The organism is Streptomyces sp. Tek67B01 (genome assembly GCF_055231995.1).
This window is the reverse complement of record NZ_JBUYUY010000001.1, coordinates 3665798-3678852: the sequence shown is the minus strand read 5'-3', so window position 1 is coordinate 3678852 and position 13055 is coordinate 3665798. Positions and strand designations below refer to the sequence as shown.

The 13055-nt window shown below is 69.2% G+C and carries 13 protein-coding genes; 8 read left to right on the top strand and 5 right to left on the bottom strand.

Annotated features, from left to right (window positions below; translation table 11 throughout):
- Nucleotides 1–123: 123 nt before the first annotated feature.
- From ACV7NM_RS16545 to dnaA, 5 genes are all read right to left on the bottom strand, one after another.
- A complete protein-coding gene (locus tag ACV7NM_RS16545) occupies nt 124–675 on the bottom strand; it encodes a DciA family protein (protein WP_463410988.1) in 552 nt (183 codons plus the stop codon).
- The gene (gene recF / locus ACV7NM_RS16540; RefSeq protein ID WP_463410987.1) at nt 672–1808 is read right to left on the bottom strand and encodes a DNA replication/repair protein RecF; all 1137 of its coding nucleotides are present in this window, start codon (nt 1806–1808) and stop codon (nt 672–674) included. Before recF ends, ACV7NM_RS16545 begins: the two co-directional genes overlap by 4 nt.
- 99 nt (nt 1809–1907) lie before the next feature.
- Nucleotides 1908–2783 carry a phosphogluconate dehydrogenase (NAD(+)-dependent, decarboxylating) gene (gene gnd, locus ACV7NM_RS16535; RefSeq protein WP_463410986.1) on the bottom strand — a complete coding sequence of 292 codons (876 nt, stop codon included), beginning with the start codon at nt 2781–2783 and terminating at the stop codon, nt 1908–1910.
- Nucleotides 2784–2952: 169 nt separating this feature from the next.
- Complete coding sequence (gene dnaN / locus ACV7NM_RS16530; RefSeq protein ID WP_136210318.1) at nt 2953–4083, bottom strand: DNA polymerase III subunit beta; 1131 nt, start codon at nt 4081–4083, stop codon at nt 2953–2955.
- Between the two features lie 959 nt (nt 4084–5042).
- The gene (gene dnaA / locus ACV7NM_RS16525; RefSeq protein ID WP_463410985.1) at nt 5043–6791 is read right to left on the bottom strand and encodes a chromosomal replication initiator protein DnaA; all 1749 of its coding nucleotides are present in this window, start codon (nt 6789–6791) and stop codon (nt 5043–5045) included.
- Nucleotides 6792–7194: 403 nt separating this feature from the next.
- On the opposite strand from dnaA, the gene rpmH reads away from it, so the two are divergent.
- The 8 genes from rpmH (at nt 7195) to ACV7NM_RS16485 (ending at nt 12973) form a co-directional block, all read left to right on the top strand.
- Nucleotides 7195–7332: a 50S ribosomal protein L34 gene (rpmH, locus tag ACV7NM_RS16520; RefSeq protein WP_018547628.1), complete on the top strand. Its 138-nt coding sequence runs from the start codon at nt 7195–7197 to the stop codon at nt 7330–7332.
- 20 nt (nt 7333–7352) lie between these two features.
- Nucleotides 7353–7727, top strand: a complete 375-nt coding sequence (gene rnpA, locus ACV7NM_RS16515) for a ribonuclease P protein component (RefSeq protein WP_463410984.1) — start codon at nt 7353–7355, stop codon at nt 7725–7727.
- Nucleotides 7724–8005 (top strand): membrane protein insertion efficiency factor YidD, encoded by a 282-nt coding sequence (gene yidD, locus ACV7NM_RS16510; RefSeq protein WP_075970728.1) that lies wholly within the window; start codon nt 7724–7726, stop codon nt 8003–8005. Before rnpA ends, yidD begins: the two co-directional genes overlap by 4 nt.
- Before the next feature lie 3 nt (nt 8006–8008).
- Nucleotides 8009–9115, top strand: coding sequence for a membrane protein insertase YidC (gene yidC / locus ACV7NM_RS16505; RefSeq protein WP_463410983.1), 1107 nt, complete (start codon nt 8009–8011; stop codon nt 9113–9115).
- Between the two features lie 30 nt (nt 9116–9145).
- Nucleotides 9146–9658, top strand: coding sequence for a Jag family protein (locus ACV7NM_RS16500; protein WP_136210325.1), 513 nt, complete (start codon nt 9146–9148; stop codon nt 9656–9658).
- Between the two features lie 111 nt (nt 9659–9769).
- A complete protein-coding gene (gene rsmG, locus ACV7NM_RS16495) occupies nt 9770–10486 on the top strand; it encodes a 16S rRNA (guanine(527)-N(7))-methyltransferase RsmG (protein WP_463410982.1) in 717 nt (238 codons plus the stop codon).
- A 265-nt stretch (nt 10487–10751) separates the two neighbouring features.
- Nucleotides 10752–11861 (top strand): ParA family protein, encoded by a 1110-nt coding sequence (locus ACV7NM_RS16490; RefSeq protein WP_463410981.1) that lies wholly within the window; start codon nt 10752–10754, stop codon nt 11859–11861.
- A complete protein-coding gene (locus tag ACV7NM_RS16485) occupies nt 11858–12973 on the top strand; it encodes a ParB/RepB/Spo0J family partition protein (protein WP_463410980.1) in 1116 nt (371 codons plus the stop codon). The genes ACV7NM_RS16490 and ACV7NM_RS16485 overlap by 4 nt, the downstream gene beginning before the upstream one ends.
- Nucleotides 12974–13055: the final 82 nt, after the last annotated feature.

The following is a 13055-nucleotide window of genomic DNA, read 5'->3' as shown; positions in this document are numbered from 1 at the left end:
GCACCGTCGCCGGTCCGTGATCAACATGGCGCAGGGCGGGCGCGACGCACCGCTCAGCGGGCGCGCGGCCACGTCCGAGGGGGCGCGAAGGGGGAGCAGACGTTCCGCAGGGCTCCTGAGGGGTCAGCCGTACGTATCGCCGGGGCCGGTGCCGCCCGGCACCCGCCACGGCCCGTACTGCTTCGGCCTGCCGCCGGGGCCGTGCACCTTGATCACCCGCACGGTGCCCTGTCCCAGCTCCGCGTTCAGCCGCGCGACCAGCTGCGGCGCCAGCAGTTTCAGCTGCGCCGCCCACGCCGAGGAATCGCACCGGACCACGAGCTCGCGGTCCTCGTACCGCTCGGGGACGCAGTGCGTGGCGATGTCCGGGCCGACGATCTCCGGCCAGCGCTCCATCACACCGGCGACCGCCATCGGCATCTCCCAGCCGTGCTCCGTCCGCAGCCGCGCCAGCGCCGCCATCAACGGCATCGGATCGCGGCCGTCGGCGCGTGCGCCCGACCGCAGACCGGTCTGCTGCCGCTTCTTCCCGGGCGCCGCGTTGCCCCGCGCCCGCGCCTGCTCGCGCGCCGCCGCCAGGGCCTGGCGCGCCAGGTCCACCCCGGACAGCGGCGGCGCCTTGCGCTCCGGGTGCTCCGGACGCTGCTCGTGCCGTGGGGGCTCGTGTTCGCTCACAGCAGGGTCACCTCGCCGCCGGACACCCCGAACCGCGCCCCCGCCAACACGTCCGGAACGTCATCGTCCACAGCCGCCGTCACCAGGACCTGCTCACCCGGGGCCACCAGCTCCGCCAGCCGCTCCCGGCGCCGCGCGTCCAGTTCCGCGAACACGTCGTCCAGGATCAGCACCGGCTCGTCGCCCTCCGCCCGCAGCAGCTCGTACGAGGCCAGCCGCAGGGCGAGCGCGTACGACCAGGACTCGCCGTGGCTCGCGTACCCCTTCGCCGGCAGCTCCCCGAGCCGCAGCAGTAGGTCGTCGCGGTGCGGACCCACCAGCGTCACGCCCCGCTCGATCTCCTGCTTGCGCACCTCGGCCAGGGCCGCGAGCAGCACCTCGTACAGCGCCTCCCGGGTCCGCGCCGCGCCGCTGTCCACCGCCTCGCCGGCCGAGGCCTTGTACGCGAGCCCCAGCGGACCGCCGCCCGGCGCGAGCTGCTCGTACGCCTTGTCCGCCAGCGGCAGCAGGGTCGCGATCAGATCCAGCCGCTGCGCCAGCAGCTCCGCGCCCGCCCGGGCGAGGTGCTGGTCCCACACGTCGAGGGTCGAGAGGTCCATGGAACGCCCGCCGTGCCGACGGGCCATCGCCGCCGACTTCAGCAAGGTGTTGCGCTGCTTCAACACCCGCTCGTAGTCGGAGCGGACGGCGGCCATCCGCGGCGAGCGGGCGGTGACGAGCTCGTCCAGGAAGCGGCGCCGCTCTCCCGGATCGCCCTTCACCAGCGCCAGGTCCTCCGGGGCGAACAGCACCGTACGGACGATGCCCAGCACGTCCCGTGGCCTGACCTGCGAGGACCGATTGACGCGGGCGCGGTTCGCACGGCCCGGATTGAGCTCCAGCTCGACCAGTTGGCGGCGTTCGCCCTGCGCCACGGCCGCGCGGATGATCGCCCGGTCCGCGCCCATCCGGACCAGCGGGGCGTCCGAGGACACGCGGTGGCTGCCCAGGGTCGCGAGATAGCCGATCGCCTCGACGAGGTTGGTCTTGCCCTGGCCGTTGGGCCCCACGAACGCGGTGACGCCCGGACCGAGGGGAACCTCGGCCCGGGCGTACGAGCGGAAGTCGGCCAGTGAGAGATGCGAGACGTGCATGGTGCGCCGACCTCCCCCGGCTTCCTGCTGCTTGCTGTGGTGCTGCTGTGGTGCCGTCTTGCGTGGCGTGCCGGTGGTGCCGGTGGTGCCGTGCGCGGGCTACTTCTTCTCGACCGCGTGCCCACCGAACTGGTTGCGCAGCGCGGCGATCATCTTCATCTGCGGGGAGTCGTCCTGACGGGACGCGAACCGGGCGAAGAGCGAGGCGGTGATGGCCGGCAGCGGGACGGCGTTGTCGATCGCCGCCTCGACCGTCCAGCGGCCCTCGCCCGAGTCCTGCGCGAAGCCGCGCAGCTTCTCCAGGTGCTCGTCCTCGTCCAGCGCGTTCACGGCGAGGTCCAGCAGCCAGGAACGGATGACCGTGCCCTCCTGCCAGGACCGGAACACCTCGCGGACGTCGGTGACCGAGTCGACCTTCTCCAGCAGCTCCCAGCCCTCGGCGTAGGCCTGCATCATGGCGTACTCGATGCCGTTGTGGACCATCTTCGCGAAGTGGCCGGCGCCGACCTTGCCGGCGTGCACGGCGCCGAACTCGCCCTCCGGCTTGAGGGCGTCGAAGATCGGCTGGACGGTCGCGACGTGCTCCTTCTCGCCGCCGTACATCAGCGCGTAGCCGTTCTCCAGGCCCCACACGCCGCCCGAGACACCGCAGTCGACGAAGCCGATGCCCTTGGCTGCCAGTTCCTCGGCGTGCTTCTCGTCATCGGTCCAGCGCGAGTTGCCGCCGTCGACGACGATGTCGCCGGGCGAGAGCAGCTCGCCCAGTTCGTCGACGGTGGACTGCGTCGCCGCACCGGCCGGGACCATCACCCACACCACGCGGGGGGCCTGGAGGCCGTCCACAAGTTCCCGCAGGCTGTGGACATCCGCGAGGTCGGGGTTGCGGTCGTATCCGATGACGGTGTGGCCTGCGCGGCGAATGCGCTCGCGCATGTTGCCGCCCATCTTGCCGAGACCGATGAGACCAAGCTCCATCAGGTGCTTCCTTAAGCGTTGTGGCCGTCTGTGCCGGGCTCCCCGCGATCCGGGGCCGTCCCCGGCTCCGAGCCTACGCCGGGCTGTCGGGCGGGACGCCACCCAACGTGCCGGGTACGCCGTCGGGCCCGGTCCGCGCAGTCGCGAGACCGGGCCCGACGGGACGGACTCAGCCGGACAGGCGCACCGGCATGATCAGGTACTTGTACGCCTCGTCCGCTTCGGCGTCCACCGCGGGACGGCCGCTGAGCAGCGCCGGCTTGGTGGAGGTGGTGAAGCTCAGCTGGGCGGCGGGAGAGTCGATCGCGCTCAGGCCGTCCAGCAGGAACGTCGGGTTGAAGGCGATCGAGATGTCGTCGCCCTCCAGCTTCGCGTCGACGCGTTCCACAGCCTGTGCATCGTCGCTGGAGCCGGCTTCCAGGATCAGCACACCCTGCTCGAAGCTCAGGCGGACCGGGGTGTTGCGCTCGGCGACGAGGGCGACGCGCTTGACGGCCTCGACGAACGGGGCGGTCTCGATCACCGCGATGGAGTTGAACTCCGTCGGGAAGAGCGTGCGGTACTTCGGCAGGTCGCCTTCGAGCAGACGGGTCGTGGTGCGACGGCCCGCGCCCTCGAAGCCGATGAGCCCCTCGCCCGCACCTGAGCCCGAGAGGGCGAGGGTGACGGTGTCACCGCTGGTCAGGGACTTGGCGGTGTCCAGGAGCGTCTTCGCGGGCACCAGGGCCACGGCGGAGGCGTCAGGGTTCTCCGGCTTCCACAGGAACTCGCGTACCGCGAAGCGGTAGCGGTCGGTGGAGGCGAGGGTGACCCGGTCGCCCTCGATCTCGATGCGGACACCGGTCAGCACGGGCAGCGTGTCGTCGCGGCCCGCGGCGATGGCGACCTGGGCGGCGGCGGAGGCGAAGACCTCACCGGGAACGGTGCCGGTCGCGGTCGGCATCTGCGGCAGCGCCGGGTACTCCTCCACAGGCAGGGTGTGGAGGGTGAACCGGGAGGAGCCGCAGACCACGGTCGCCCGTACACCGTCTGTGGAAATCTCCACCGGACGGTTGGGGAGGGCGCGGCAGATGTCGGCGAGGAGCCGGCCGGAGACGAGGACCGTGCCGTCCTCTTCGACGTCGGCCTCGACCGAGACGCGGGCCGAAACCTCGTAGTCGAAGCCGGAAAGCGACAACGTGCCGTCCTCGGCCTTGAGCAGCAGGCCCGCGAGAACGGGCACCGGCGGCCGGGCCGGGAGGCTACGGGCAGCCCAGGCCACCGCCTCCGCGAGTACGTCGCGCTCCACCCGGATCTTCACCGGAACCGCCTCCTGCTGTTGCTCGCTCGTCTGCCGGCGTTCGTCGTCGGCTCCTGGCCCAGGGTCTCGACGGACCGAGGCCTCGGTGCCGGGAACCAGTCTGACGTACGGCGCCGACAGTCGGCGCTGTCGGCGGTCAAGTCGGGAGCACGGCGTCGGGGCGGCCGCACGACGAGTTGTGCACAGGACCTGCTTGAAAACCGAATCCGGCCTAAATCTCTATGGGGGTAGTAGTAGGGCCTGTGGAAACGGTGGATAAGCCCGTTGTCGCAGGTCAGGCCCGGTTTTTTATCCCCACACCCTGTGGGTGGCACCGGTGGACAACACGGTGTCTCTGTGGAGAACGAAAACTTCTGCACAGGCCGTCCCCAGACGACCCCCACTACTCCACAGGTGTGTCCCCAGCTTTTCCCCAGTACTCCACAGACCAAACATCGACCTCCGTGTGACCGCTTTCACTCGGGGCGGTGACGCGGGGGTCCGGGTTGCCGAACAGTGGACAACGGTGTGGAGAAGTCCTCGCATCCTGTGCACAGGATGCGAGAACCTGTGAGTGGGCGGTGGACAGAGGCGTGGATGCGCCTGTGGACGAATTTTCTGTCCACAGCCTGTGGATAGTTGTTGTGCACAATTCCACAGGGGGTTGAACTGCCCTGATGACCTCTCACCCGGCATCCCTGTGGACAGATTGTGGGTGACCGCGCCCCTCCCCAGGGTGTGGACGGAAGAAAGTCGCCCCATCTGTGGATGAGTTGGCTCCCAGGGGGCGTATTCGAACAGAGCAACAGCGCGCGCACGAAGAAGGGCGCCCCCGGTTCGATCCGGAAGCGCCCCTGTAGATGAGCGTGGACGGGCGTGCATGGGCTGTACGGGCGTGGCTGGACTGGCGTGGACAGACGGGCGCAGGCGCGTCGAAGGGCCTTCCGCCGGGTCCGCGTGCGGGGGTGGGGCAGGCCGGCTCAGCCGTTCTTGATGCGGTTGGTGAGTTCCGTGACCTGGTTGTAGATCGAGCGTCGTTCCGCCATCAGGGCGCGGATCTTGCGGTCCGCGTGCATGACGGTGGTGTGGTCGCGGCCGCCGAACTGTGCCCCGATCTTGGGCAGGGAGAGGTCCGTGAGCTCCCGGCACAGGTACATGGCGATCTGCCGGGCGGTGACCAGGACCCGGCTGCGCGAGGAGCCGCACAGGTCGTCCACGGTGAGCCCGAAGTAATCGGCGGTGGCGGCCATGATGTCCGAGGCGGTGATCTCCGGCGCGCTGTCCTCGCCGCCGGGGATCAGGTTCTTCAGCACGTCCTCCGTCAGACCGAGGTCCACCGGCTGCCGGTTGAGGCTCGCGAACGCCGTGACGCGGATCAGCGCCCCCTCCAACTCGCGGATGTTGCGCGAGATGCGGGAAGCGATGAACTCCAGTACCTCCGGCGGGGCGTTGAGCTGCTCCTGGACCGCCTTCTTGCGCAGGATCGCGATCCGGGTCTCCAGCTCGGGGGGCTGGACGTCGGTGATCAGGCCCCACTCGAAGCGGTTGCGGAGCCGGTCCTCCAGGGTGACGAGCTGCTTGGGCGGCCGGTCGGAGGACAGCACGATCTGCTTGTTGGCGTTGTGGAGGGTGTTGAAGGTGTGGAAGAACTCCTCCTGCGTCGACTCCTTGCTCGCGAGGAACTGGATGTCGTCGACCAGCAGGATGTCCATCTCGCGGTAGCGCTTGCGGAACGCGTCGCCCTTGCCGTCGCGGATCGAGTTGATGAACTCGTTGGTGAACTCCTCGGAGCTCACGTACCGCACCCGGGTGCCCGGGTAGAGGCTGCGCGCGTAGTGCCCGATGGCGTGCAACAGGTGCGTCTTGCCGAGGCCCGACTCCCCGTAGATGAAGAGGGGGTTGTACGCCTTGGCGGGCGCCTCGGCGACGGCCACCGCGGCGGCGTGCGCGAAGCGGTTCGACGCGCCGATGACGAAGGTGTCGAAGAGGTACTTGGGGTTCAGCCGGGCGGTCGGCTCCAGCGGGCCCGAGGTCGAACCGCCGGACGGGGCCGGGGGCGCGGGACGGTGGGGGGCCGGCCGCGGGGAGGGCTGTTCGTACTGCTGCTGCTGCTCGTACTGGTGTTTTTGGTGCTGCTGCTTCTCGTACGGGGACTGCTCGTACTGCTGCTGATCGAAGGAACCCTGCTCGTAGGACCCCTGGTCGTAGCCACCCGGTTCGGACTGCTGGAGGTAACCGGGCTGGGGGGAGGCGTAGGGGTCGCGTTCCGGGAAGCCGCCGAGGCGGGGCTGCTGCCAGCCGTAGTCGTCCTGCTGGCCGCCGCGGGGCCACGAGCCGGGCTCGGGTCGCTGCTGCTGGTAGTCCGGGTAGGCGGGGCGCGCGGTGGGCAGACGTTCGTCGTCGCCGCCGGGGCCGGTGTGCCCGCCGGACCGCTGGCCGCCGTAGGACTCGTAGGAATCGCGCTGCTGGCCGGAGGGGGCGGGCGGCGTCGGCTCGCCCGCGGAGTCGTCCACGGTGATCGCGATCCGGATGGGCCGGCCGCACTCGCGGCTGAGGGCGTCGCTGATGAGGGGGGCGAGCCGGCCCTCGAGGACCCGCTTGCCCCATTCATTGGGTACGGCGAGCAGAGCGGTGTCGGCGACGAGGGCCAGGGGCTGGCAGCGTTCGACCCACTGTTTGTCCTTGGGCTCGATGCCCGGCTGCCCCTCCCCCAGGAGTACGTCGAGCACGCGTGGCCACACTGCGGCAAGATCGGCAGGTACGTCAGCCACAGAGCACGCTCTCTCACAGGTCCCGGTTCCACGAATGTGTGGTTCTTTGGGACGGTCGGGACAAAAAATCCGGGATCAGACAACGGTAGTCAGGCCGGTGGGTGCGGTTCAAGTCGTTGTCCACAGCCTGTGCACAGTGTGCGGCAGTCAGGGCTCGGTTTGACCGGATGGCGTAGCCGCGCGTACCGTAACGAGGTCGAGTTGTCGATGGCTGCTGCCGCCTGCCTACCGATGGGCGAAGATCACCGGTTGTGATCATGTAGCGGTGCCACTCGGGCGAACACGCGAGATTTCCTTCGTGGGCGCACGGTGACAGCCAGGCGATGTCCCGCCACAACGATTCATTCTCTGGAGCCCCCGAGTGAGCAAGCGCACCTTCCAGCCGAACAACCGCCGTCGTGCCAAGACCCACGGCTTCCGCCTGCGGATGCGTACCCGCGCCGGTCGCGCCATCCTGGCGAACCGTCGCAGCAAGGGCCGCGCCGCCCTCTCCGCGTAACACGCGCGGGTCGTGACGTCGTGCTGTCTCCCGAAAATCGGCTGAGGCGGCGCGAGGACTTCGCGAGCGCGGTACGACGAGGGCGCCGGGCCGGCCGCCCGCTCCTCGTCGTCCACCTACGTACAAGCGGTGCAACGGACCCGCACGAGCCGGGGGAGATCGATCCCTCGACGCGTGCGGGTTTCGTCGTCAGCAAGGCTGTCGGCAACGCCGTCGTACGGAACCGGGTCAAGCGCCGTTTGCGCCATCTCGTCCGGGAGCGGCTGTCCCAGCTGCCCGCCGGTAGCCTGGTGGTGGTGCGGGCTTTGCCCGGTGCGGGTGACGCCGGCCTCGATGAGCTGGCCCGTGACCTGGATGCCGCTGTACAGCGGCTCCTGGGAGGCGCGGCTCGATGAAGTACCCGCTGCTCGCTTTGATCAAGCTGTACCAGTGGACTATCAGTCCGCTGCTCGGACCGGTGTGCCGTTATTACCCCTCGTGCTCGCACTACGGGTACACGGCCATCGACCGGCATGGTGCGGTGAAGGGGACGGTTCTTACCGCCTGGCGGATCCTGCGGTGCAATCCGTGGTCCCCGGGTGGTGTGGATCATGTCCCACCCCGGAAACGCCCGCGTTGGCACGAGCAGCTGCGCAGTGCGTTGCGTAGATCTCGCAATGCTCAAGGAGCCTGATTAGTGGACACGATTGCCAGTCTGTTCAGTTTCATCACCACACCCGTCTCGTGGGTCATCGTCCAGTTCCACTCGCTGTACGGCGCGATCTTCGGCCCCGACAGCGGATGGGCCTGGGGCCTGTCCATCGTGTCCCTGGTGGTCTTGATCCGTATCTGCCTGATCCCGCTCTTCGTGAAGCAGATCAAGGCGACGCGTGGCATGCAGGCGCTCCAGCCGAAGATGAAGGCGATCCAGGAGCGCTACAAGAACGACAAGCAGCGCCAGTCCGAAGAGATGATGAAGCTGTACAAGGAGACGGGTACCAACCCGTTGTCCTCGTGCCTTCCCATCCTGGCGCAGTCCCCGTTCTTCTTCGCGCTCTACCACGTGCTCTCGGCCATCGCCAACGGCAAGACCATCGGCGTCATCAACCAGTCGCTGCTGGAGAGCGCGCGTCAGGCGCACATCTTCGGTGCCCCGCTGGCGGCGAAGTTCACCGACAGCGAGGACAAGGTCGCCGCGCTCGGCGCCTCCCTGACCGACGTGCGGGTCGTGACCGCGGTCATGATCATCATGATGTCGCTGTCACAGTTCTACACCCAGCGTCAGCTGATGCAGAAGAACGTCGACCTCTCGGTCAAGACGCCGTTCATGCAGCAGCAGAAGATGCTGATGTACGTCTTCCCGCTGATCTTCGCCTTCATGGGCATCAACTTCCCCGTCGGTGTCCTCGTCTACTGGCTGACCACGAACGTGTGGACCATGGGCCAGCAGATGTATGTGATCAACCAGAACCCGACGCCGGGCAGCAAGGCCCAGGACCAGTACCTGACCCGCCTGCTCAAGCACGTCAGCACGCACGGTGAGCTCAAGGGCCGGGGCAAGAAGAAGATCGTCGCGGCGATCGTGGCCAAGGGGCCGGACCGCAACGACAACGAGCGCAAGTTCATCACGGCGCTGACGAAGCAGGGCATGGCCGCGCAGCCGGACGGCTCCGTGATCAGCAGCGTCGAGGCGACGGCCGACGCGGACGCGGCGAGCGGCGGTGTCGCCACCAAGCGGCAGCAGCCGAAGCGGCAGACGAAGGCGAAGCGTCAGACGCCTCCCAGCAAGCCCACCAAGAAGTAGCCCTCCAAGAAGCAAGAAGGAGCCCCTCCCGTGACGGAAGGCACCACCACCGCCGCCGCTGAGGGCGGCGACACCTTGACCCGCCTCGAGCAGGAGGGCGAGATCGCGGCCGACTACCTTGAGGGCCTGCTGGACATCGCCGATCTGGACGGCGACATCGACATGGACGTCGAGGCCGACCGGGCCGCGGTGTCGATCGTCAGTGACTCCGCCGGCCGCGACCTGCAGAAGCTCGTGGGTCGCGACGGTGAGGTCCTGGAGGCCCTGCAGGAGCTGACGCGCCTCGCCGTGCACCGGGAGACCGGGGACCGCAGCCGGCTGATGCTGGACATCGCCGGATTCCGCGCCAAGAAGCGTGAGGAACTGGCGGCGCTGGGCGCCCAGGCGGCGGCCGATGTGAAGGCCTCCGGCGAGCCGCTCAAGCTGGCGCCGATGACGCCGTTCGAGCGGAAGGTCGTCCACGACGCCGTGGCGGCCGCCGGTCTCAAGAGCGAGTCCGAGGGCGAGGAGCCGCAGCGCTTCGTCGTTGTGCTCCCGGCCTGACCGGAAAAGTGTGTGGTCGGCCCCGTCTGTCTCGCAGGCGGGGCCGATGTTTGTAAGCCTGGCAGTGCCCGTTGTGTGAAGAGTGAGTTCTGTACGGAAGGACGGTCCCCCGTGACGGAGGCAGCTGAGCTTCCCCCGGCGCCTGAAGAGGCGCGTGCGGTATTCGGCGAATTTTTCCCGGAAGCCGTGCGGTACGCGGAGCTGCTGGCGGACGCGGGGGTCAAGCGCGGTCTGATCGGCCCGCGTGAGGTGCCCCGGCTCTGGGAGAGGCACCTGCTGAACTGCGCGGTGCTGTCCGAGGCGGTGCCCCAAGGCGTCTCGGTGTGCGATGTGGGCTCGGGCGCCGGCCTGCCGGGCATCCCGCTGGCCCTGGTGCGGAGGGATCTCAAGATCACCTTGTTGGAGCCTCTGCTGCGGCGGACCAATTTCCTCCAGGAGGCCGTGGAGCTGCTGGGCCTGGACCATGTGACGGTGGTGCGCGGTCGGGCGGAAGAGGTGCTCGGCAAGCTCCAGCCCGTCCATGTGGTGACGGCGCGCGCGGTGGCTCCGCTGGACCGGCTGGCCGGCTGGGGCGTGCCGCTGCTGCGTCCTTACGGCGAGATGCTGGCGCTCAAGGGCGACACGGCCGACGAGGAGCTGGTGGCGGCCAAGGCCGCGCTGACGAAGCTCGGTGTGGTGAAGACCTCGGTGCTCCATGTGGGAGAGGGCGTCGTGGACCCCCTGACCACGGTGGTGCGCGTCGAGGTGGGCGAGAGCCCCGGCGGGGTGAGGTTCGCGACCAAGCGCGCGAAGGCCGCCCGGGTGGGGCGGACCCGCCGCCGCCGCTGACGATCGTCCTTTTGGGTCCGGGCCCGGCCGTTTCAGGCGTGTTGAGCCCTATAGGTATGGATTTCGGAGTGTCGTAGCGGGCGGAAGACCGTGTCCGGGCATCGTGTTTCACGTGAAACGTCGCTCTCTGCTGCACGGAATCATCAGCCGCGGTCGTGCGGCCGCGTCCCCCCGCCCGCGTGACGGCGTGGGGGTGACGGAGTTGTCCACATCGGTGGATTCATCCACAGGAGTTCGGGCCCCGCTGGTTCGTGACCCCGGTGACATGGCAGGCTCTGTTCATCGCGAGCCTGATGTCGAGGAGAGTGACACCGTGCGGTCCGACGCCAACCTCGCGGGGCCGATGGCCGACCCGGTCCCCGGTCCCCGCTCTGAATCGCCGGGCGAGGATGTCTCTTCCCCAGCTATCGCTGGGGTAGAAGCACCACCTCCGCCCCTGGTGGACAACGACGACACCCCCATCGGTCGAGCCGCCCAGCCGGTGGCCGACGCCCTGGGACGCTCCGCCGAGCCGCTGCCGCGACCGGCGCAGACCCGGGTGATGGTGGTGGCCAACCAGAAGGGCGGCGTCGGGAAGACGACGACGACCGTGAACCTGGCGGCTTCACTGGCCCTGCACGGGGCGAAGGTCCTGGTGATCGACCTCGATCCGCAGGGCAACGCCTCCACGGCACTCGGCATCGACCACCACGCGGACGTGCCCTCCATCTACGACGTGCTGGTCGACAGCCGTCCGCTGCTGGAGGTCGTCCAGCCCGTGGTGGACGTGGAGGGCCTGTTCTGCGCCCCGGCCACGATCGATCTGGCGGGCGCCGAGATCGAGCTGGTCTCGCTGGTGGCTCGGGAGAGCCGGCTCCAGCGGGCGATCCAGGCGTACGAGCAGCCGCTCGACTACATCCTGATCGACTGCCCGCCCTCGCTGGGCCTGCTCACGGTGAACGCGCTGGTGGCGGGCGCGGAGGTGCTGATCCCGATCCAGTGCGAGTACTACGCGCTGGAAGGGCTGGGTCAGTTGCTGCGCAACGTCGACCTGGTGCGGGCCCACCTGAACCAGTCGCTGCACGTGTCGACGATCCTGCTGACGATGTACGACGGCAGGACGCGGCTCGCCTCGCAGGTGGCGGAGGAGGTGCGTACGCACTTCGGCAAGGAGGTGCTGCGGACGAGCATTCCGCGCTCGGTGCGCATCTCGGAGGCGCCGAGCTACGGACAGACGGTGCTCACCTACGACCCGGGTTCCAGCGGCTCTCTCTCCTACCTGGAAGCGGCGCGGGAGATCGCGCTGCGGGGGGTCGGAATCCATTACGACGCCCGGCACGCCCATCTGGGCGCCGGCATGAACAGCACGCAGAGTACGGCGGAGGGGATCCAGTGAGTGAGCGACGTAGGGGTCTGGGGCGGGGGCTCGGCGCGCTGATTCCCGCCGCTCCCCAGGAGAAGACGCCCGTGGTGGGTGCCGGGTCGACGTCACCGTCGGCGGTGCCGGTGTTGACGTCGGAGCGGGGCATCGCCGCGGCGAAGTTGGCGGCGCTGGCGCAGGCCGATGCCTCTTTCGAGGCTCCCCCGGCTGTGGCTGGGGAAGGAGCGGCGCCGGCGCTCGCGTCGATGGGTGTGCCGGAACCGGCGGCGCCGGCGGCCGTAGAGGTGGCGGGGGCGACGTTCGCGGAGCTTCCGATGGACGCGATCACGCCCAACCCACGACAGCCCCGTGAGGTGTTCGATGAGGACGCGCTGGCGGAGCTGGTGACTTCCATCAAGGAAGTGGGCCTGCTCCAGCCCGTTGTGGTGCGGCAGTCCGGCCCTGGCCGCTATGAGCTGATCATGGGTGAGCGCCGCTGGCGGGCGTGCCGCGAGGCCGGGCTGGACCGGATTCCGGCGATCATCCGGGCGACGGACGACGAGAAGCTCTTGCTGGACGCCCTCTTGGAGAACCTGCACCGGGCGCAGCTGAACCCGCTGGAGGAGGCAGCCGCCTACGACCAGCTGTTGCAGGACTTCCACTGCACTCATGACCAGCTGGCGGACCGGATCGGGCGCTCGCGCCCCCAGGTGTCGAACACCCTGCGGCTGCTGAGGCTGTCCGCTCCGGTGCAGCGCCGGGTGGCCGCGGGCGTGCTCTCCGCGGGGCACGCCCGGGCGCTGCTGTCGGTCGAGGACTCCGAGGCGCAGGATCGGTTGGCGCACCGGATCGTGGCCGAGGGTCTTTCGGTGCGCGCGGTCGAGGAGATCGTGTCGCTGATGGGTTCGGAGCCGGAGAGCCCGGTGAAGCCGAAGGGCCCGCGGGCGGGTGCCCGGGTGGCTCCGGCGCTCAGTGAGCTGGCGACGCGGCTCTCGGACCGGTTCGAGACGCGGGTGAAGGTGGATCTCGGTCAGAAGAAGGGCAAGATCACCGTCGAGTTCGCCTCGATGGAGGATCTGGAGCGCATCTTGGGGACGTTGGCGCCGGGCGAGGGCCGGGTGCTGGAACAGGGCCTGTCCGGCGAGTAGCTCCGGAACCGGCCCCGGGTTCGGGAGGCGAGTCGTACGGCGTGAGCCGGTACGGCTCGCCTCTTTGTCGTAGCGGATACGA